Raw genomic sequence first — 18,387 nt, 5'->3', positions numbered from 1 at the left:
GTCCGGCACGGGAACAACACGATTTCAAGGCCTTCGTGCCCCTGCACCGGACGTGCCAAGCCGGCTTGAATTTGCCGGAGAGTTCATTTACCTTGACGTTAACGTCAATTTCTTCGGAGGATTTTCCATGAACGATCTCGTCACCCGCGTCGCCGATGCCGTCGGCATCGATCCGGCCCTTGCTGAAAAGGCCATCGGCATGATGCTCGGCTTCCTGCAGCGCGAAGCGGCCGACGGCCCGGTCGCCAGGATGATCGAAGCCATTCCCGGCGCTTCCGAACTGGTCGCCCAGTACAATGGCGAAGGCACCGGCGGCGGCGGTCTGCTCGGCGGCCTGATGAGCGCCATCGGCGGCGGCGGCATCATGGGTCTCGGCCAGCAGCTGATGAGCCAGGGCCTCGGCATGGGCGAAATCTCCGGCCTTGCCAAGGAAACGCTCGCCGTTGCCCGCGAACATGCAGGCGCCGACGTGGTCGACGAAGTCGTCGCCTCCGTGCCGGGCCTCAGCCAGTTCGTCTGATCCTGCCTTCGCCATCCCGCGTCCGCGCGGGATGGCCTTTTCATGCCTTGGATTGCGCTTTCAGCCATTTGCGCAACCGGCCGCGCGCATTGGCATAGGGTGACGACGTGTTGAACTGGATCATCCGGCCCATCGTCCATTTTCCATACCAGGGATGGCCGTAGAGCGCCGCATCGTCACGCTCGCCGATGGCCACGACGATCCCTACCCTCGCCGCATCGAGCCGCGCGACAAGCGCGGGATACGGGATATCCGAGTAGTCGCAGTAGAATTTCTGGGCGAGCTTTCCGAGTTCGTTCCATTTGAAACCGGTTTCCGGAAAATCGATCGGCTCTCCCGCCGCATCCCGCTCCAGCCATTTCAGCACGAGTTCGTTCCAGCCGACGAGATAGGCCACGAGATCGCACGGGCGCATCAGCGTGCCCTTGGCGTGCCCGTCCATCGTGCGCAGCTGCGCGCGATCCAGCGGAACATCGTCCAGCGCTTTCAGGAGCTTGCCGAATTCCAGCGCGATGGCGGCGAGCAGGTCGTCCTTGCCCTGCGGAACGGTCATGCGGCTCTATCGCTTGCGGGTCAGGACCAGCAGCGCGGTGAAGGCTGTGAGGCCGAGGCCCACCGAAAGCGGCCCGGCCTGTGGTCCGCCCGCTTCCATGATCGCGCCGGTCAGGCCCGAACCGGTGGCGCTGCCTGCCGCATAGACGAGCGCGAAAGCGGCGGAGCCGGCGACCAGCATGGAGCCGCTGTAACGTTCGCCGAGCATGGTGAGCGCGCAGGTATAGAGCGAGAAGATCGCCGTTCCCATCACCGCCAGGAGCGCCAGGATCGCGATTTCCGACGTCACCAGCGGCAGGACGAGATAGCTTGCGGCGGCAACGACGACGGTGGCGAGCGCCACCCGCTCGCGCGGCAGCTTGTCGAGCAGCATGCCGATAAAGGGCTGGGCAAGTGCCGTGGGCAGCGCCATCACCGTCACGCTGATGGCGGCGAAGGCTTCGCTATAGCCCGTCTTCACGAAATAGACCGGCATGGCGGATATCGCCGCGATATCGGCAAAGCCGAAGACATAGACCATGCCGACCAGGATGGGGGCGGCCTTGAAGAAGCGGAAGACATCGGCCGTCGAGGACGGTGCCGGCACCGTCTTGGTCGAGAACATCAGCATAGCGGTGGCGAAGGCGACGATGGCGAGATAGACGGCCGTCAGCGCGAAACCGAGCCCGCCGGCGCTGCCGAACAGCGGAATGGCCAACGGCCCTGCGGCAAAGCCGCCGCAGATGCCCATGCCGTAGAGGCCCGAGACGCGACCGCGCAGGCGATCCGGGCAGGCGGCGTTCAGCCAGGCTTCGCCGAGCATGAAGATCATGCTGGCAAAGAAACCGAGCAGGAAGCGGGCGAGGCCCCAGACGACGAAAGACGACGTGGCCGCGAAGGTGGCAAGGCACAGCGAGCAGATGACGAGGCTGAAAATGATCAACCGGTCGGGCCGCCAGCGCGCGGTGAGGCTGCCGACGAGCAGCGTCGAGGCGCCCATGCCGGCGGCATAGGCGATGGCGTTGACGCCGATCATCGACGACGAATAGCCGCGCGCCTCCAGTGTCAGCGAGACGAGCGGATAGGTGAGCCCCTGCGCCACGGAAAACGCGGTCGCGCCAAGCACGACGGCGATAATGGCCGGCCAGTCCGGTGAAAGGACCGTTGAAGACGAGGACTGCATGAGGGGCTCCCTGCCGCAAACGGGGCGGCGCGACACCCATACATGTCCGGCGCCCTTTTGGAAAGCCGGCCTCGCCTTTCGGCGTGGTGGGCGGGGCGCAACACGCCCCGCCGAAGCCTGTCAGGCCGCGTTGTCCCAGACCGGTGCGAGACCATCCGGGCTGACGATGCGGCCGTCGGGACGGGCGAGCGCATGGATGCGCGCCATTTCCTCGGCCGTCAGCGCGAAGTCGAAGATCGCCAGGTTTTCGGCAAGCCGCGCTTCCGTCACCGTCTTGGTCAGCGCCACCACATCCGGCTGCTGGATCAGCCAGCGCAGCGCGACCTGCGCGGCGGATTTGCCATGGGCGGCGGCGATGTCCTGGAGATCAGGATCGGCCGGCACCTTGCCATCGGCCATGGCGAAATAGGCGGTCAGCGCCATGCCGTGGCGCTTGGCCGCGTCCCGCACCGCCGTCTGGTCGAGGAAGGGATGGTATTCGACCTGGTTGGTGGCGAGCGGCGCCGTACTCAGGCGCACGGCCTCGGCCATCAGCGCCGTGTTGAAGTTGCTGACGCCGATATGTTTCGCAAAACCCTTTTCACGCACGGCATTCAGTTCGGCGATCTGCACCTCGAGCGGCACCGCCTCGTTCGGCCAGTGCAGCAGGAGAAGATCGACATGGTCGGTCTTCAGCTTGCGCAGGCTTTCTGTGACGGAGGCGGCGAAGGCGTCCTTCGCATAGTTCGCGACCCAGACCTTGGTGGTCAGGAAGATCTTTTCACGCACCACGCCGGAGCTTTGGATCGCGTCGCCGACGGCCGCCTCGTTCTCGTAGATCTGGGCGGTATCGACATGGGTGAAGCCGCTCTGGAGCGCCTTCGGCAGGATGGAGAGGACATCGGCTTCCGGCATGCGGAAGGTGCCGAAGCCGAGCTGGGGAATATGGGCGCCATTGGCGTTGATGGTTTTCATGGGAGATTCTCCTGATGGGTTTGAAAAAGGGTTAGACCGGCTGGCAGGCTGCGGCATCGGGCTGGCTGCGCTCGCGGCGATCCAGCGCGCCGCTGACGAGCGTCAGGCCGAGCGCACCGGCGACGAGGATGGCGCCGACCCAAGGCGTGGCCCCCAGCCCGAGCGGCGAGGCGACGACCAGTCCGCCGATCCAGGCGCCGGCCGCGATGCCGAGATTGAAGGCGGCGATGTTGAGGGCCGAGGCGACATCGATGCCGGCGGGGCGGTGGCGCTTGGCCATGTCGACGACATAGAGCTGGAGGCCCGGCACATTGGCGAAGGAGAGGAAACCGAGGGCGGCGAGCGTCACGAGGGCGAAGACCGGCGACGGGGCGGTGAAGGTGAGCACGGCGAGCACCAGCGCCTGCAGGGCGAAGAGCACGACGAGCGCCTTGACCGGATCCTTGTTTGCCACCTTGCCGCCGAAGAGGTTGCCGAGCGCGATGGCCGCGCCATAGAGCACCAGAACGAGGCTCACCGTATTGGCGGAGAAGCCGGTGATCTCCTGGAGCAGTGGCGAGAGGAAGGTGAAGGTCACGAAGGTGCCGCCGTAACCGAGCGCCGTCATGGCGAAGACGATGATGAGGCGGCCGGAGCCGAGCACGCGCACCTGGTCCATCAGGCCGGCCGGCTTTTCACGCTTGAGATTGTTCGGCAGCAGCAGGGCGATGGCCGCGAAGGCGACGAGGCCGAGGCCGGCAACGGCCCAGAAGGTGGCGCGCCAGCCGAAGGTCTGGCCGATGAAGGTGCCGAGCGGCACGCCGGTGACGATGGCGACGGTCAGGCCCATGAACATCATGGCAATCGCCGATGCGCGGCGATCGGGTGCCACGAGATCGGCCGCGATGGTGGCGCCGACGGAGAAGAAGACGCCATGCGCGAAGGCCGAGAGCACGCGGCCGACGAGCAGCATTTCATAACTCGGCGACAGGGCAGCAATGGCATTGCCGGCGATGAACAGCGCCATCAGGCCCGAAAGCAGCGGCTTGCGGCCGAGCTTGCCAGTCAAGGCGGTGAGCACGGGCGCGCCAAACGTGACGCCGAGTGCGTAGACGGAGACGATGAGGCCGGCGAGCGGCAGGGTGATGTGCAGATCGGAGGCGACGGTCGGCAAGAGGCCGACGATCACGAATTCCGTGGTGCCGATCGCGTAGGCCGCGACGGTGAGCGCAAAGAGAGCAAGTGGCATGGAGCACCTTAGGAGCTTTGGCGGCGCCTATCGGACGCCGTGCGGGAGTGATGGCGGGAATATGCGGCGCGGCCACTTGAATGATAAGAATGCGCAATGGATAAAGGACTGTGAAACCAATTCACAGGATGAGCCATGGACAATCGCACCGGGGAAATGGATGTCTTCGTCGCGGCCGCTGAGACCGGCAGCTTTTCCGCTGCGGCCCGGCTGCTGAAGCTGACGCCCTCGGCGGTGAGCAAGTTGGTGACCCGCATCGAGGATCGCCTGGGCACCCGCCTGCTGGTGCGCACCACCCGCTCGCTCCTGCTGACGCCGGAGGGCGAGACCTATCTGGCGCGGGCGCGGCGCGTGCTGGCGGAAATCGACGAGATGGAGCGGCTGGTCGCACGCGGCGCGCAGGCGAAACCGCGTGGCCTGCTGCGCATCAACGCCACGATCGGCTTCGGCGAGTGCTACATCATCCCACTCGTCGGCGAGTTCCTGGCGCTTTATCCGGATGTGAAGCTGGAACTGTCGCTGAGCGACGGCCTGATCGACCTCGTCGAGGAGCGCACCGACATCGCCTTCCGCACCGCGCCGATGGCCGATTCCGCGCTCAAGGCGCGAAAGCTGCTCATCAGCCACCGCGTCACCGTCGCCACGCCCGACTATCTCGCCCGGCGCGGCACGCCGCGCACGCCGGCGGATCTCGCTGTGCACAACTGCATCACCTTCACCTTCGGCCGCGCGCCGGGCGAATGGCCGTTCCGCGATCCCGGCGAAAGCACGGTCTATCCCGCACCGGCCGCCGGTAACCTGATGGCGGCCAGCGGCTCCGTCGCGCGGCTGCTCTGCCTTCAGGGTCTCGGCATCGCGCGCATCGGCAAGTTCCATGTCGAAGGCGATATCGCGGCGGGCGTTCTGGTAGAAGTGCTTGCGGATTACAATCCGGAGCAGCCGGAACAGGTCCATGCCGTCTATGTCGGCCACGAGCATCTGGCGGCCCGCATCCGAGCCTTTATCGACTTTCTCGCGGAGAAGATCTGAGCCGCCCTTCCCCGCTCCCGGTTGCCAACCCTATCCACCAATGGTATCGATTCTTCGTTCGCAACACGTAAGAGAGGACTGCGCGTGAAATACGAATTTCTGCCACACCGCACGCATGGTCCCAATCTTGCCCTGCAGATGCGTTTGCAGGGCTGATCGGAACGAACACGTCTCTTCTGGTCCGCCTGTCCGGCGATGCGGTTTCCCCGCATCCAATATCCTTGCGCCTTTTCGCGTGATCGACGGCTGATGCCGCGCCGCGAGGCCTTGAAGACCAGAGATTTTTCATGTCGCTCATCAATATCCGTGCGCTCGGCGTCACGCTTTCCGCTCCCCTCTTCGCCAATCTCAACCTCGCCATCGCGAGCGGCGACCGCATCGGTCTCGTCGCCGCCAACGGGCGTGGCAAATCCACCCTGCTCCGCTGCATCACCGGCGATTTCGAGCCGACGACCGGCGAGATCACCCGCGCCCGCGGCCTCACCGTCGGGCATATGGAGCAGAACCTCGCCCCCGGCCTGGAAAAACTGACCTTTCGCGAGGCGGTGCTCGGCGCGCTGTCACCCGAACAGCGGGAGAGCGAAAGCTGGCGGGCGGATGTGACGCTCGAAGAACTCGAAGTGCCCGAGGTGCTGCGGGAACGGCCGCTGGGTGCATTGAGCGGTGGCTGGCAGCGCATCGCGTTGATTGCCCGCGTGCGTGTGAGCGAGCCGGACGTGCTGCTGCTCGACGAGCCGACCAACCATCTCGACCTCGAAAAGATCGCGCGGCTGGAAAGCTGGCTCGGCACGTTGCCGCGCGACATGCCGGTCGTCCTCTCCAGCCACGACCGCGCCTTCCTCGACGCGGTGACGAACCGCACGCTGTTCCTCAGGCCCGAGCGCTCGCAGCTTTTCGCGCTGCCCTATTCCCGCGCCCGCGCGGCACTGGACGAGGCGGATGCGGCCGAGGAGCGGCGCTTCGAGAAGGACATGAAGGCGGCCGCGCAGCTGCGCCAGCAGGCGGCAAAGCTCAACAATATCGGCATCAACTCGGGCAGCGACCTGCTGGTGGTGAAGACCAAGCAGCTGAAGGCCCGCGCCGAGCGCATCGAGGACGCGGCGAAGCCCGCCCATCAGGAGAATTCCGCCGGCGCCATCCGGCTCGCCAATCGCGGCACCCATGCCAAGGTTCTGGTGACGCTGGAGGATTGCCCGGTCGAGACACCGGATGGAACGCTGCTCTTCCGCACCGCCCAGAAGTTCATCTGCCAGGGTGACCGCATCGTGCTGCTCGGACTGAACGGCACCGGCAAGACGCGGTTCGTGCTGCGGCTGCGCGAAGCGATCGAGGGCGCAGCGCGGGAGGGTATCAAGCCGACGCCGTCGCTGGTGCTGGGTTACGGCGACCAGGCGCTGTCTGATCTTTCCGACACGGAGACGCCGCATGGTACGATCATCCATCGCTTCGATGTCGGCGACCAGCGGGCGCGCAGCCTGCTCGCCGGCGCGGGGTTTTCCGTAGAGATGCAGGGTCGGCCGGTCGGTCTGCTTTCGGGCGGGCAGAAGGCGCGGCTCGGCATGCTGGTGCTCAGGCTGACCAATCCGAACTTCTATCTGCTCGACGAGCCGACAAACCATCTCGATATCGAGGGGCAGGAAGCGCTGGAACGAGAGCTCACTGCCCAGCAGGCGAGCTGCCTCTTCGTCTCGCACGACCGCGCCTTCGTGCGGGCGGTGGCCAATCGCTTCTGGCTGATCGAGAAGCGGCGGCTGATCGAGGTGGATGGGCCGGAGGACTTCTTTGAGGAGGCCGCCCTATCGGCGTGAGGCGATGCGTGGATCGGCGGAAAAATCCTCGCGGGAAAAGCCGATACGCCGCGGCGGGTGATCACACAAAGCCTGCACGCCGAGCCCTGACAACCGGATGCGCCAGGTCTGGCGCTCCACCGGTTTTGGCGCGGCGAAGGCTTTTGCCGTGAGAAGTGCGAGGTTGTTGCCGGCAGCGGGATCGCGCACCGAGCGATAGAGGATGGCGGCAAGCCCGCCTTGCCGTGCGCCGTCGGCCAGCGACTGGCAGGCGGCGTAGTCGGTCGGGTGCGTCCAGGCGGCTGCATCCCTGTCGAGCGGCGGCAGCGTGAGATCGATGGCCCGTTCCGTCGCGACGGCGGCGGAAAAGGCGGTGTAGTCGGCCGCATTGGCCGGCAGCGGCGTTGCCGGCGATTCCGAGAAGAACAGGAGGCGGTAGAAGGCCATTTCGGCCAGCGCTGTCTCCACCGTCAGCGCCGCGTAATAGACGCCGAGCGTGCGCCCTGCCCGGCGGAAGCGGGAGCCGTGCGGATAGATGGCGCCGTAGCGGAAGGGGGTCGCGAGCAGATAATCGAGGCCGGCGCATTCGGGCGGCAGCACCGGCTTGCTCTCTTCGAGAATGTCCTCCAGCAGCGCCTGCTCGTCCAAGGTATCGACGAGTTTCAGCGTCGAGACGCGGTGCTGCGCCTCGACGAACCGCCAGACGCTGCCCGCAAAGGGCCGCGCCTCAGACGAGAGCGCGGCGGGCGTCCAGATAGGCAAGGACATCGACAAGGCCGGATATGGAGACGATACGATCGACCGGACGGGCGCCGAGCGCGCTGTTTTCCGCCGTCATCCAGCTGCGCGCGACGGTCTCGTCGCCGCCCACGATGGCATCCAGCGAGCGGAACAGGCGCACGAGCAGCACGGCGAGCTCGAACGGCTTCGTGCCGCGCTCCAGCAGCACGTCCTGCCGCTTCAGCCGCGACACCGTCGCCTCCGACACGCCGATGACCGCCGAGAGGATGCGCGCCGTCAGCCCCAGCCGGTCCGCCGCATTGACGGCCGCCTTGGTGAGCACGGTGCTCTCCGCATTGACCTGCTGTATGGGTTTGCGCTGCATGGCCTTGATCCTTTCCATGGAAATAATATAGCGAATATTTTTCCAATGACAAGATGAAGACTATTTATGACCGAGAAGCTCGGCCATGATGCGCAGGTGATCGGCTTGCAGCGGCTTTTCGAAATAGCTCTTCACGAAGCTGTATTGCATCGCCCGCTCACGATCCTTGCCGAGATGCGAACTGGTGAGCATGGCGACGACGGGGGCGTGCTGTTCGAACTCCTCGGCATAGCGGTCGAGGAACTCGAAACCGTTCATCACGGGCATATTGATATCGAGGATGATGGCGTCGGGCGTGTCCTCGCTCCGCAGGATGTCGAGCGCCTCCGTGCCGTCGAACGCCTTCAGGATGCGGATCGACGGATCGAATTTGCGGATCGTGTACTCACAAATGAACTGATCGTTCTCGTCGTCGTCGACGACCAGGATCGAATGGATTTTCATTTTAGTCCCCGTCGGGCAGCTCGATCATAAAGCGGCTGCCCTTATCTCTTGCTTCATAGAGCGCCGTGCCGCCCAGGGCTTCCGCGCTCTTTCTCAATATGTAGAGGCCGAGCCCGCTGCCGAAGGATCGGTTGGGGTGCAGCCGTTTGAACATCTTGAACAACAAATGACGGCTTGCGGGCGGAACGCCCAGGCCGTTGTCCTCCACCGACAACCGCAGCCGCCCACCATAGCGGAAAGCGCGGACATCGATCGCCGGCTCGGCCTCCTTCGGATCATGATATTTGACCGCGTTGGACAGCATGTTGCCGACGATGACCTGGAATTTCGACGGCTTGCTGACGATTGTCAATTCCGCCGGCACATGATTTTCGATCCGGATTCGCTTGAAATCGTCGAGATGCGAGAGCGCGTCGATCGCTTCGGCGACGAACGGGCGCAGCGCGATCGGCTTCTCCTCCTCCTCCATAAGCCGGTTGCGCGTGACCGTGATGATGTTCTGGATGAGATGGTCGAGGCGGCGGAAATTCCCCTCCATGCGCTGGAGCATCTGGCCGAGTGCCGGCATATCTCCCTCCGCCAGCATATCGCGGGAAATGCCGAGCAGTCCGAGCGACGAGGCGATCGGCGAGCGCAGGTCATGCGAGGTGCGATAGGCGAATTCCTCAAGCTCCGCATTGGCTTCGATCAGCGCCTGCTCGTTCACCTTGCGCTCGGTGATGTCGCGCACGATGCCGCTGTAGATGATGGCGCCGTTCAGTTCCACCTTGGCCACAGCGAGATCGAGCGGGAAGATGAAGCCATCCTTGCGCCGGCCCTCGACCTCGCGGCCACTGCCGATGATCTTCGCTTCACCGGTGCGCTGGTAATTTCCGAGATAGCTGTCGTGTGCACTGTGGTAGGGCTCCGGCATCAGCATCTTGACGTTGCGGCCGATCATCTCCTCCGGCGCGTAACCGAAGATACGCGTGCAGGCGTCGTTGACGGATTGGATGAGGCCGCGCTGGTCGATGGTGATGATACCGTCCACCGCATTGTCGATGATGGCGGCAAGACGCCCTCGGCTTTCGGCAAGATCCGCCGCCATGGCGCTGGCGCGGCGGGAGGAAAAATAGAGATGCACCACCAGCGCGCCATAGAGCGCACCCGATATCAGGACGAGTGAGGAGAGCGTGCTGCGTGCGTTGATGCCATTGATGGTAAAGGTGATGCCGAAGGTGTTTTCGTAGCGCGCCAGTTCGTAATAGGCCATCGCCAGCAGGATAAGATAGGTTAGCAGGCCCAGAATGGCGGCGATGGTCAGCCGGTTATAGCCGGTCTTCTCCGTGCCGACGAAGATGATGGCGATGCCGAGCGCCACGAAGCAGCTGGCGCTCTGAAACGACATACGCGTGAAGCGGATCCAGTCATGAGCGAAGTCCAGCGAGATCGCATAGCCGACAAGGGCGGCCGCGGCGATGATGAAGGTCGCGAAGCCAAGCGCCACCTGCACGACATCGTTCTTGCCACAGAGCGCACGGCGGGCGATCGCCACGCTCATCAGCATGAAACAGAATGCCGTGTTGGGCGCGATGCGCCCCGGCCGGCTCGTGCCGATATCGACGAAGGGCGTGTTGAGCAGGGTGTCGATACCTGTATCGATGCCGAAGATATGCTGGGAGAGCGCGATCGCGCCGTAGAGGAAGACCGGCACCATCATCAGCGCCGGCAGCTGTTTCCAGCCGCGGGCCGCAAGCCAGAGCGCCATGCCGAGCACGACGAAGGTGAGTGCGGCGTTGAACTTCATGCCGAACAGACCGGGATGCGCGGCGGCGAGGCCGGCGGGCTTCGCCAGCCACAGCGTCATCATGACGACACCCACGGCGATGCACCACAGGCTCGCCGCACCGTTCGTCCGTTCCCAGGACCATGTGAAAGTCAACCGTGCCCCCATCGACGGTTTCGTCGCCGCGCGCACTCTAGCGCGAAGGCTGAATCGCGAACAGGTGCCGCGGGGAAAGCTTTACGGTAAAATCGTACTTTTCAGGCCGCGTCGTCGCGTGCGCCGTTTTCAAGCCGTTCGGTCATCGCCTGGAGTTCGCCGGTCAGCGCCTGAAGGGCCTCCAGCGTGCAGCCAGTCGCCTTGCCGATCTCCATGCGGATGGCCACCGCATCGCGCTGCATGGCCCTGCCCTTTTCGGTGAGCGTAACGAGGACCTGCCGCTCGTCCGACTTGTCGCGGGCGCGCGTGATGTAACCCGATGCCTCCAGCCGCTTCAAGAGCGGCGACAGCGTGCCGGAATCCAGCCCGAGCGTCGCGCCGAGTGCCTTCACCGAGCGGCCGTCCTCATGCCAGAGCGTCATCAGCGCGATATATTGCGGATAGGTCAGGCCATAGGGATCGAGCAGCGGCTTGTAGGTGCGATTGAGCGCGTGTGCTGCGGAATAGACGGCAAAACAGAGCTGCTGGTCGAGCGCCAGCATGCCCTCGGGAATGGTGTCCGTCTCAGCTTCGTCACGTTTGTCGGTCATGCTTCATTGTCGCACAAAGGGGCAAAATTGCAATTTGCAAAATCATATTGCGCGCAATTTAATTTTGCGCTACTAAATCTCCATCAACAACGACAGCAAGGAAGGAGACACCCATGCCCATTCTCTACAGGACCAAGGCTTCTGCAACCGGTGGCCGCGCCGGCCATGGCGCAACCGAAGACGGCACCGTCGATGTCACGCTGACCGTTCCCAAGGAACTCGGCGGCGACGGCGCAACGGGCGCCAACCCGGAAAAGCTCTTTGCGGTCGGCTATTCGGCCTGCTTCCTCGGCGCGCTGAAGTTCGTCGCCGGCAAGGAGAAGGTCAAGATCGGCGAAGACGCCAAGGTCACCGCAACGGTCGGCATCGGCCCGCGTGAAGACGGCGGCGGTTTCGGCATCGAAGCCTCGCTCGAAGTCTCCGCGCCCGGCGTCGACAAGGCCGTTCTCGAAGACCTCATCAAGAAGGCTCATGTCGTCTGCCCCTACAGCCACGCCACGCGCGGCAATCTCGACGTCAAGACGACCGTCGCCTGATCAGCCTATCCCAAATGAAAAGCCGCCCGGATCGCTCCGGGCGGCTTTTTTTGTTGCGGGATTCTGGGGCTCAGAACTCTTCCCAACTCTCCGCCTTCAGGACCGCGTTGCCGGAAATGCGCGGGCGGGACTGGACCGTGCGCTGCGGCGTCGTGTGGGTGGCCTGCGGCTGGCGCGCCGGCTGGCCGAGCGAGAAACGCTCGATCAGGGTGCGCAAGCGATCGGCCTGGGTGACGAGCGTCGCGGAGGCGGCGTTGGTTTCCTCCACCATCGCGGCGTTCTGCTGCGTCGTCTGGTCCATCTGGTTGACGGCGGTGTTGATTTCCGAAAGGCCGACGGACTGTTCGCGGGCGGAGACGGCGATCGCCTCCATGTGCTGGTTGATCGTCGCGACATTTCCACCGATCGCCTGCAGCGCCTCGCCGGTCTCGCTGACCAGCTTGACGCCGTTCTTCACCTCGGCTTCGGAATTGCGGATAAGGTCCTTGATCTCGCGGGCGGCCTGCGCGGAACGCTGGGCAAGCTCGCGCACCTCCTGCGCAACCACAGCGAAGCCCTTGCCCGCCTCACCGGCGCGCGCCGCCTCGACGCCGGCATTGAGTGCCAGAAGGTTGGTCTGGAAGGCGATCTCGTCGATGACGCCGATGATCGACGAGATCTGGCTCGACGACTGCTCGATGCGCTGCATGGCGTTGACGGCATTGGCGACGACGTTGCCCGAGCGGGCCGCATTGCCATTCGCCTCGGCGGCAACGGCGCGCGCCTCCTCGGCGCGGCGCGTCGAATTGGTGACGTTGGCGGTGATCTCGTCAAGCGCCGCAGCGGTCTCCTCCAGCGAAGCGGCCTGTTGTTCCGTGCGCTTGGAGAGCGAATCGGCGCCCGTGCTGATCTCGCGGGTGCCTGTATCCATCTCGTCGACGGCCTGCGAGACGGCGCGCAGCGTTTCGCCGAGTTCGCCCACGGCGGAATTGAGGTCGCTGCGCAGCTGCTCGAAATCGGGCGCGAAGGGCTCGTTGAGCTGGAAGCAGAGATCGCCGCCGGCAAGACGGCGCAGACCGGCGGCAAGGCCGGAGGTTGCCTGCTGCAGGCGCGTCTGCGCGGCCGCCTCGGCTTCTTCCTGAAGGCGCACGCGGTCCTTCTCGGCCTGAAGGCGCGATGCTTCCGCCTCCGCCTGCAAGCGGACCTTGGCGATTTCCGATTGGCGGAAGACTTCAACCGCGCTCGAGATCTGGCCGATCTCGTCCTTGCGGCTGCGGAACGGCACCTCGAAATCCGTCACACCCTGTGCCAGCGTCTGCATCACCTTGGTGATGGTGCGCAGCGGACGCGAGACACCAGCGACGATAATCCAGAAGGACAGGCCGGCAACCGCAACGGCGACAGCACCGAACAGGGCGAGAAGCAGCCGGTAATCATGCTCGTGCGCCTCCGCAGTTGCATATTCCTCCTGGCCGACACGAATCTGAAGGTCGATCAGGGCAGCAACATAGGTGCCGATCGGGTCGATGGTCGGATAAAGCCGGGTCGTCACATAGGCATCGAGCGCCGCCTGATCCTTCTTCTGCATGATGGCCAGCAGATCGTTGATGCTGCCGGCCTGCTTCTGCATTTCGTCGGTCATCTGCCTGGCAAGGCCGCGCTCCTCGTCGGTGAGGTAGGTCGCGGTATAGGCGTCCCAGATCTTCTGGATCTCGGCGACGGCCTCGGTGTTCAGCCGGTGTCCCTCCTCCCAGGAGAGCGCACCGCTGCGCACCTTGTGCGCGGTGTCCACGATGTTGACCGCATAGAGATCGCCGACCTTCTTGAGGCTTGCGGCGGGGACCAGCCTGTCGACGACGATGGTGCCCATCTTGGCCGACATGGTGTTGAGAACGAGATAGGTCGAAAGAATGGCGCCGGCGAGCAACAGCGTCAGGAAGAGGGTCACCGCACCGAGTTTGGTCGATATCTGCATGGGAATGCCTTGCCGTTCGGGACTTTTGGATGCCCTGAGCGTGGCGGATTTTATTTAAGTATTAATTAAAATTAGAAATCACTCATTAATGATTGAACAGACTGCGCCACACTCGCCCAAAAGCTGCATAAACGGTGTTTTCAAACGCCAAAAATCCGAAAAGGCCCGATATCCGGGCCTTTTGTCTCTTTCGACAGGAGATCAGATGACGAGGATCGGCGCCTTGCCTTTGACGCGGTCGTAGAGATCCATGACGTCCTGATTGAGCATGCGCACGCAACCCGACGACACGGCCTTGCCAATGGATTTCCATTCCGGCGAGCCGTGCAGGCGGTAGAGCGTGTCCTGGCCGTTCTGGAAGATATAGAGGGCGCGCGCGCCGAGCGGATTGTTGAGGCCGCCGGGCATGCCACCGTTGGCGCCGGAATATTTCGTCAGTTCCGGCTGGCGCTTGACCATCTCGTCCGGCGGGGTCCATTTCGGCCAGGCCTGCTTCCACTGGATGACGCCGCGGCCCGACCAGGCGAACCCCTGCCGGCCGATGCCCACGCCGTAGCGCATGGCGCGGCCGTTTGGCAGGATGAGATAGAGGAAGCGGTTGCCGGTATCGACGATGATCGTGCCCGGCTGCTCGGCAAATGGGCTATCCACCTCGTGACGGTAGAAACGCGCGTCGATCTGCTGGTAGGGGATCGCCGGCACCTGGAATCCGCCATCGTTCACCGGGCCGTACATGGCAGCATAGGCTGACGATTCGGGCAGCAGGCCCGAGGGCGGCGTCTGGCCGTAGATGCTGATGGGGCCGCGCCCGTCAGCGATGATCTCGGGCCGGCCTTCAAGCGCGGGATTGCGGAAATAGGGGCGCGTCTCCTCGCGGAAACGGTCCGTATTCATCGACGAGGTGCAGCCCGCCAGGCCGGTCGCCATGGCGAGGCCGGAGAACTGGAGAAAGCGGCGGCGAGAAAGCGCGGTATCGGTCATGGAAGGGGTCAATATCCGTTTGACGGAAAGGCAGGATGAACGAGGAGGCTGAATCACTAGCTAACGCGGCGCAAACTAGGTCCATAACCCTGCCCTAATTGTGGCAATTGCGGCTGGCCCGAGGCTTGCGCGTGGCATTTCTCCGCGACTGTGGCAGCATGCCCACGCCGGCCGGGCGGCCGGCGCGGCTTTGTGAACGCTGTGTCAATCGCCGCGCGAATTGCCGTTTTCCCGCGCGGGCGGTACGTCTGGGCCACAATCAACGACATGAGGTGATGCGATGCTCGTCAACGGCAAGTGGACGGAAGACTGGCAGCCGGTGCAGGCGACGGACGCCAAGGGCGGCTTCGTGCGCCAGGTATCGAGCTTCCGCAACTGGGTGACACCTGATGGAAGCGCCGGCCCGACCGGCGAAGGCGGCTTTGCCGCCGCCAGGGGTCGCTACCACCTCTATGTCGCGCTCATCTGCCCCTGGGCCTCGCGCACGCTGATCACCCGCAAGCTGAAGAAGCTGGACGATGCGATCTCCGTCTCCGTCGTCGAGCCCGCTTTGTCCGATCAGGGCTGGCAGTTCGGCACCTTTCCCGGCTCCAATCGCGACGACCTGAACGGCGCGACCTATATGCACGAACTCTACACGCGGGCCGCGCCGACCTTCACCGGCCGCGCCACCGTGCCCGTGCTGTGGGACAAGGAAAAGAAGACCATCGTCAACAACGAATCCGCCGATATCGTGCGCATGCTGAACAAGGGCTTCGGCGCTCTGGCGGATGAAAGCGTCGATCTCTACCCGGAAGCGCTTCGCGCCGAAATCGATGCCCTCAACGAGCGCATCTACCCCGCGCTCAACAACGGCGTCTACCGCACCGGCTTCGCCACCACGCAGGTCGCCTACGAGGAAGCCTATCAGGGCGTCTTCGCCATGCTCGACGAACTGGAAAGCCGCCTTTCCGACGGTCGTCCCTTCCTGACCGGCAACAGTTTCACCGAAGCCGACATCCGCCTCTTCGTCACCCTCATCCGCTTCGACGCCGCCTATTTCGGCCTGTTCAATTGCAACCGCCAGCGCCTTGCCGATTACACGGCGCTCTCGGCCTACACAAAGCGGGTGCTGGATCTTCCGGGCGTGCGCGAGACGGTCAATATCGACCACATCAAGCACGGCTATTATTCGATCAAGTCGCTCAACCCGAACCGTATCGTGCCGCTCGGGCCGGATCTTTCGCCGCTGGGGCTTTGACCCGTCTATGCGGCATCCTGCTGCTTGATCGTCAAGGTGTATCCCATGGCTGAGAGGACCTTGAAGACGGTGGCGAATTCGGGGTTTCCGCTGCTGCCGAGTGCACGGTAGATGCTTTTCGGGTTGAGATTTGCGGCGGCCGCGATATCGGCCATGCCGCGTGCGCGTGCAACGGTTCCGATCGCATCGCGGATTTCCGCGATGTCGCCGTCTTCAAGCACGGCTGCAATATAGGCGGCCTGCCGCTCCCGCGTATCGAGATGCGCGGCCGCATCAAAGGTCGGAAGATCAGCGATTTTCTTTTTGACCATGGTCATTCACTCCATTGTGCGGCGATCTCGATTGCCCGCTTGATATCGCGGCGTTGGGTCGATTTATCGCCGCCGCAAAGCAACAGGATCAAGACCGGGCCGCGCTGAACGAAATAGACGCGATAGCCCGGCCCGTAATCGATTTTCATCTCGGAAACGCCGCGTCCGACGTCATTCACCTGGCCGGGATTGCCCTGCCTTAAACGCTCCACCCGGCGGATGATCCTTGCATGTGCGTTTGCATCTGCAAGAGCGCCAAGCCATTTCGTGAATGCAGGGGCTTCCTTGATGATCATGGATCGACGGTAGCCTATAGGCGACCGACAAGCAAGAACCGCATTACCCCTCCTTCGCCTCCACCATCGCCATCAGCGTTTCCAGCCGGTCGGCATCGGCGGGCAGTTTGTCCTGCCGCAGGCGCGCGATGCGGGGGAAGCGCATGGCGACGCCGGATTTGTGGCGGGTGGAGCGGTTGATGCCCTCGAAGGCGACTTCCAGTACGAAGCCGTAGGCGGGCTCGGCGCGCACCGCACGGACGGGGCCGAAACGGTCGGTCGTGTTGTTGCGCACGAAGCGGTCGAGCACTTCGAGTTCGGCATCGGTGAAGCCGAAATAGGCCTTGCCGACGGGCACCAGCACGTCACCGTCAGGCCCCTCGGTCCACACACCGAAGGTGAAATCGGAGTAGTAGCTCGACCGTTTGCCGTGGCCGCGCTGGGCATACATCATTACGGCATCGACATTGAACGGATCGCGCTTCCACTTGAACCACGGCCCCTTCATGCGACCGGCCTGATAGGCGCTGTCGAGGCGCTTGATCATCACGCCCTCGATGACCGGATCGGGCGGGTCGCGGCGGATCGTTTCGAGTTCCTCCCAGCTTTCGAAGGGCACGAGCGGTGACAGGTCGAAGCGATCGTGCGGGGCCTGTTCGATGAGGCCGGCAAGGCGTTCGCGGCGCTCGGTGAAGGCGGCGGGGCGCACATCCACCTCGCCTTCGAAAAGCACGTCATAGGCGCGCACGAAGGCCGGGAATTCCTCCAGCATCTTTGCATTGACCGTCTTGCGGTTCAGCCGCTGCTGGAGATCGGAGAAGGTGCGTGTCGGGCTGTTGGTGCGCGCCGTGCCGCCGACCAGCAGCTCGCCATCCACCACGCCCTCGAAATTCATGGCGTCGAGCACATCCGGAAAGGCGGCGGAAATATCGTCGCCGGAGCGGGAATAGAGTTTTCGCGTCGTGCCTGAGGACGACATCTGCACGCGAATGCCGTCCCATTTCCATTCGGCGGCGAAATCGGCGGGGTCGAGGGTATCGAGATCGCCCTCGCCCACCGGATTGGCGAGCATGACGGAGTGGAAGATGGCGGGTGTCGCCAGAACCGGGCGATCGGCGGTGCCTTCCAGCCAGGCGAAGAGCGATTCATAGGGCGGTTGCAGGCCGTGCCACAGGGTCTCGATCTCCGTCACGTCCATGCCGGAGAATTCGGCAAGCGCCTGCTTGGCGAGCCGGGCCGAAACGCCGATGCGCAAGCCGCCTGTCGCGAGCTTCAGGAAGGCGAAACGGGCGGAGGGATCGAGCCGGTCGAGCAGATCGCGCACCGCGCCGCGCACCTCAGTTCGGCCGAGCGCATTCATGCGGGCAACGACGGCGCCAAGCCGCGGCTGCGCCTCATCCGGCACGCGCTCCTTGCGCTCCTGATCCCAGACCAGCGCGATGGTCTCCGCGAGATCACCGACATAGTCGTAGGAATAGCGGAACAGCACCTCGTCCATGCGCTCCAGCACCAGCTCGCGCAACAACGCGGGCTTGACGCTCTTCAGGTCCAAGGTACCGGCAATAGCGGCAAGTCCGTAGCCGCGGTCGGGATCGGGCGTATCGCGAAAATAGTCGGCGAGCAGTTTCAGCTTGCCATTGCGCGAGGGGGTGAGGACGAGGCGATCGAGCAGGGTGGCGAAGGCTCTCATGGGATGTCCTTCGCGACAGGGTGGTAGGTGCGGCTTACCCCCCTCTGCCCTGCCGGGCATCTCCCCCACAAGGAAGGAGATTGGATGGAGGCACGGGCATCTCTCCAT

At 64.1% G+C, this 18,387-nt stretch carries 19 protein-coding genes; 5 read left to right on the top strand and 14 right to left on the bottom strand.

Features of this window, described 5'->3' with window-relative positions:
• Positions 1-127: 127 nt before the first annotated feature.
• On the top strand, positions 128-520 hold the full coding sequence (locus AC27VQ_RS20065) for a hypothetical protein (protein WP_313531101.1): 393 nt from the start codon (positions 128-130) through the stop codon (positions 518-520).
• Between the two features lie 40 nt (positions 521-560).
• On the opposite strand, the gene AC27VQ_RS20060 is transcribed toward AC27VQ_RS20065, so the two are convergent.
• From AC27VQ_RS20060 to AC27VQ_RS20045, 4 genes are all read right to left on the bottom strand, one after another.
• Positions 561-1,073 carry a ClbS/DfsB family four-helix bundle protein gene (locus AC27VQ_RS20060; protein WP_488717676.1) on the bottom strand — a complete coding sequence of 171 codons (513 nt, stop codon included), beginning with the start codon at positions 1,071-1,073 and terminating at the stop codon, positions 561-563.
• Positions 1,074-1,079: 6 nt separating this feature from the next.
• The gene (locus AC27VQ_RS20055) at positions 1,080-2,234 is read right to left on the bottom strand and encodes an MFS transporter (RefSeq protein WP_488717675.1); all 1,155 of its coding nucleotides are present in this window, start codon (positions 2,232-2,234) and stop codon (positions 1,080-1,082) included.
• 120 nt (positions 2,235-2,354) lie between these two features.
• Positions 2,355-3,188 carry an aldo/keto reductase gene (locus tag AC27VQ_RS20050; protein WP_488717674.1) on the bottom strand — a complete coding sequence of 278 codons (834 nt, stop codon included), beginning with the start codon at positions 3,186-3,188 and terminating at the stop codon, positions 2,355-2,357.
• A 31-nt stretch (positions 3,189-3,219) separates the two neighbouring features.
• On the bottom strand, positions 3,220-4,416 hold the full coding sequence (locus AC27VQ_RS20045; RefSeq protein WP_488717673.1) for an MFS transporter: 1,197 nt from the start codon (positions 4,414-4,416) through the stop codon (positions 3,220-3,222).
• Positions 4,417-4,551: 135 nt separating this feature from the next.
• Between AC27VQ_RS20045 and AC27VQ_RS20040 the strand changes: the two genes are divergently transcribed.
• Positions 4,552-5,445, top strand: a complete 894-nt coding sequence (locus AC27VQ_RS20040; protein WP_488717672.1) for a LysR family transcriptional regulator — start codon at positions 4,552-4,554, stop codon at positions 5,443-5,445.
• 287 nt (positions 5,446-5,732) lie between these two features.
• Positions 5,733-7,253 (top strand): ABC-F family ATP-binding cassette domain-containing protein, encoded by a 1,521-nt coding sequence (locus AC27VQ_RS20035; RefSeq protein ID WP_488717671.1) that lies wholly within the window; start codon positions 5,733-5,735, stop codon positions 7,251-7,253.
• On the opposite strand, the gene AC27VQ_RS20030 is transcribed toward AC27VQ_RS20035, so the two are convergent.
• The 5 genes from AC27VQ_RS20030 to AC27VQ_RS20010 all read right to left on the bottom strand — a co-directional run bounded on the left by AC27VQ_RS20030 (position 7,242) and on the right by AC27VQ_RS20010 (position 11,292).
• The gene (locus AC27VQ_RS20030) at positions 7,242-8,000 is read right to left on the bottom strand and encodes an RES family NAD+ phosphorylase (RefSeq protein ID WP_488717670.1); all 759 of its coding nucleotides are present in this window, start codon (positions 7,998-8,000) and stop codon (positions 7,242-7,244) included. The two genes, AC27VQ_RS20035 and AC27VQ_RS20030, sit on opposite strands and share 12 nt — an antisense overlap.
• Positions 7,960-8,337 carry an antitoxin Xre/MbcA/ParS toxin-binding domain-containing protein gene (locus AC27VQ_RS20025; protein ID WP_313531797.1) on the bottom strand — a complete coding sequence of 126 codons (378 nt, stop codon included), beginning with the start codon at positions 8,335-8,337 and terminating at the stop codon, positions 7,960-7,962. The genes AC27VQ_RS20030 and AC27VQ_RS20025 overlap by 41 nt, the downstream gene beginning before the upstream one ends.
• A 60-nt stretch (positions 8,338-8,397) precedes the next feature.
• Positions 8,398-8,781 (bottom strand): response regulator, encoded by a 384-nt coding sequence (locus AC27VQ_RS20020; RefSeq protein WP_313531798.1) that lies wholly within the window; start codon positions 8,779-8,781, stop codon positions 8,398-8,400.
• Position 8,782: 1 nt separating this feature from the next.
• The gene (locus AC27VQ_RS20015) at positions 8,783-10,702 is read right to left on the bottom strand and encodes a sensor histidine kinase (protein WP_488717669.1); all 1,920 of its coding nucleotides are present in this window, start codon (positions 10,700-10,702) and stop codon (positions 8,783-8,785) included.
• Between the two features lie 101 nt (positions 10,703-10,803).
• Positions 10,804-11,292: a MarR family winged helix-turn-helix transcriptional regulator gene (locus AC27VQ_RS20010; RefSeq protein WP_421591567.1), complete on the bottom strand. Its 489-nt coding sequence runs from the start codon at positions 11,290-11,292 to the stop codon at positions 10,804-10,806.
• A 113-nt stretch (positions 11,293-11,405) separates the two neighbouring features.
• Here AC27VQ_RS20010 and AC27VQ_RS20005 point away from each other — a divergent pair, with 113 nt between their 5' ends.
• Positions 11,406-11,828 (top strand): organic hydroperoxide resistance protein, encoded by a 423-nt coding sequence (locus AC27VQ_RS20005; protein ID WP_117368979.1) that lies wholly within the window; start codon positions 11,406-11,408, stop codon positions 11,826-11,828.
• Positions 11,829-11,898: 70 nt separating this feature from the next.
• Here AC27VQ_RS20005 and AC27VQ_RS20000 read toward each other — a convergent pair whose 3' ends face one another.
• Together AC27VQ_RS20000 and AC27VQ_RS19995 are read right to left on the bottom strand one after the other, a co-directional pair.
• A complete protein-coding gene (locus AC27VQ_RS20000) occupies positions 11,899-13,782 on the bottom strand; it encodes a HAMP domain-containing methyl-accepting chemotaxis protein (RefSeq protein ID WP_488717668.1) in 1,884 nt (627 codons plus the stop codon).
• A gap of 201 nt (positions 13,783-13,983) precedes the next feature.
• Positions 13,984-14,763 (bottom strand): L,D-transpeptidase, encoded by a 780-nt coding sequence (locus AC27VQ_RS19995; RefSeq protein ID WP_421591565.1) that lies wholly within the window; start codon positions 14,761-14,763, stop codon positions 13,984-13,986.
• Positions 14,764-15,043: 280 nt separating this feature from the next.
• Between AC27VQ_RS19995 and AC27VQ_RS19990 the strand changes: the two genes are divergently transcribed.
• Positions 15,044-16,003 carry a glutathione S-transferase family protein gene (locus AC27VQ_RS19990; RefSeq protein ID WP_488717667.1) on the top strand — a complete coding sequence of 320 codons (960 nt, stop codon included), beginning with the start codon at positions 15,044-15,046 and terminating at the stop codon, positions 16,001-16,003.
• 5 nt (positions 16,004-16,008) lie between these two features.
• Here the strand turns inward: AC27VQ_RS19990 and AC27VQ_RS19985 are convergent, their stop codons facing one another.
• Genes AC27VQ_RS19985 through AC27VQ_RS19975 form a run of 3 tightly spaced genes read right to left on the bottom strand, consistent with a single transcriptional unit; the run spans position 16,009 to position 18,279 of the window.
• The gene (locus AC27VQ_RS19985) at positions 16,009-16,314 is read right to left on the bottom strand and encodes an addiction module antidote protein (protein WP_421591563.1); all 306 of its coding nucleotides are present in this window, start codon (positions 16,312-16,314) and stop codon (positions 16,009-16,011) included.
• Positions 16,315-16,316: 2 nt separating this feature from the next.
• Positions 16,317-16,610: a type II toxin-antitoxin system RelE/ParE family toxin gene (locus tag AC27VQ_RS19980; protein ID WP_488717666.1), complete on the bottom strand. Its 294-nt coding sequence runs from the start codon at positions 16,608-16,610 to the stop codon at positions 16,317-16,319.
• Positions 16,611-16,653: 43 nt separating this feature from the next.
• The gene (locus tag AC27VQ_RS19975; RefSeq protein WP_488717665.1) at positions 16,654-18,279 is read right to left on the bottom strand and encodes a cisplatin damage response ATP-dependent DNA ligase; all 1,626 of its coding nucleotides are present in this window, start codon (positions 18,277-18,279) and stop codon (positions 16,654-16,656) included.
• Positions 18,280-18,387 lie beyond the last annotated feature (108 nt).

The sequence above is a fragment of the Shinella sp. 20P9.1.1 genome, from assembly GCF_057798995.1.
This window is presented reverse-complemented; position numbering and strand designations above follow the sequence as displayed.

Excerpts from the sequence above, each read along its gene's own strand:
- AC27VQ_RS20065 (WP_313531101.1), top strand. The coding sequence starts at position 128 with ATGAACGATCTCGTCACCCGCGTCGCCGATGCCGTCGGCATCGATCCG.
- AC27VQ_RS20060 (WP_488717676.1), bottom strand. The coding sequence starts at position 1,073 with ATGACCGTTCCGCAGGGCAAGGACGACCTGCTCGCCGCCATCGCGCTG.
- AC27VQ_RS20055 (WP_488717675.1), bottom strand. The coding sequence starts at position 2,234 with ATGCAGTCCTCGTCTTCAACGGTCCTTTCACCGGACTGGCCGGCCATT.
- AC27VQ_RS20050 (WP_488717674.1), bottom strand. The coding sequence starts at position 3,188 with ATGAAAACCATCAACGCCAATGGCGCCCATATTCCCCAGCTCGGCTTC.
- AC27VQ_RS20045 (WP_488717673.1), bottom strand. The coding sequence starts at position 4,416 with ATGCCACTTGCTCTCTTTGCGCTCACCGTCGCGGCCTACGCGATCGGC.
- AC27VQ_RS20040 (WP_488717672.1), top strand. The coding sequence starts at position 4,552 with ATGGACAATCGCACCGGGGAAATGGATGTCTTCGTCGCGGCCGCTGAG.
- AC27VQ_RS20035 (WP_488717671.1), top strand. The coding sequence starts at position 5,733 with ATGTCGCTCATCAATATCCGTGCGCTCGGCGTCACGCTTTCCGCTCCC.
- AC27VQ_RS20030 (WP_488717670.1), bottom strand. The coding sequence starts at position 8,000 with ATGTCCTTGCCTATCTGGACGCCCGCCGCGCTCTCGTCTGAGGCGCGG.
- AC27VQ_RS20025 (WP_313531797.1), bottom strand. The coding sequence starts at position 8,337 with ATGCAGCGCAAACCCATACAGCAGGTCAATGCGGAGAGCACCGTGCTC.
- AC27VQ_RS20020 (WP_313531798.1), bottom strand. The coding sequence starts at position 8,781 with ATGAAAATCCATTCGATCCTGGTCGTCGACGACGACGAGAACGATCAG.
- AC27VQ_RS20010 (WP_421591567.1), bottom strand. The coding sequence starts at position 11,292 with ATGACCGACAAACGTGACGAAGCTGAGACGGACACCATTCCCGAGGGC.
- AC27VQ_RS20005 (WP_117368979.1), top strand. The coding sequence starts at position 11,406 with ATGCCCATTCTCTACAGGACCAAGGCTTCTGCAACCGGTGGCCGCGCC.
- AC27VQ_RS20000 (WP_488717668.1), bottom strand. The coding sequence starts at position 13,782 with ATGCAGATATCGACCAAACTCGGTGCGGTGACCCTCTTCCTGACGCTG.
- AC27VQ_RS19995 (WP_421591565.1), bottom strand. The coding sequence starts at position 14,763 with ATGACCGATACCGCGCTTTCTCGCCGCCGCTTTCTCCAGTTCTCCGGC.
- AC27VQ_RS19990 (WP_488717667.1), top strand. The coding sequence starts at position 15,044 with ATGCTCGTCAACGGCAAGTGGACGGAAGACTGGCAGCCGGTGCAGGCG.
- AC27VQ_RS19985 (WP_421591563.1), bottom strand. The coding sequence starts at position 16,314 with ATGGTCAAAAAGAAAATCGCTGATCTTCCGACCTTTGATGCGGCCGCG.
- AC27VQ_RS19980 (WP_488717666.1), bottom strand. The coding sequence starts at position 16,610 with ATGATCATCAAGGAAGCCCCTGCATTCACGAAATGGCTTGGCGCTCTT.
- AC27VQ_RS19975 (WP_488717665.1), bottom strand. The coding sequence starts at position 18,279 with ATGAGAGCCTTCGCCACCCTGCTCGATCGCCTCGTCCTCACCCCCTCG.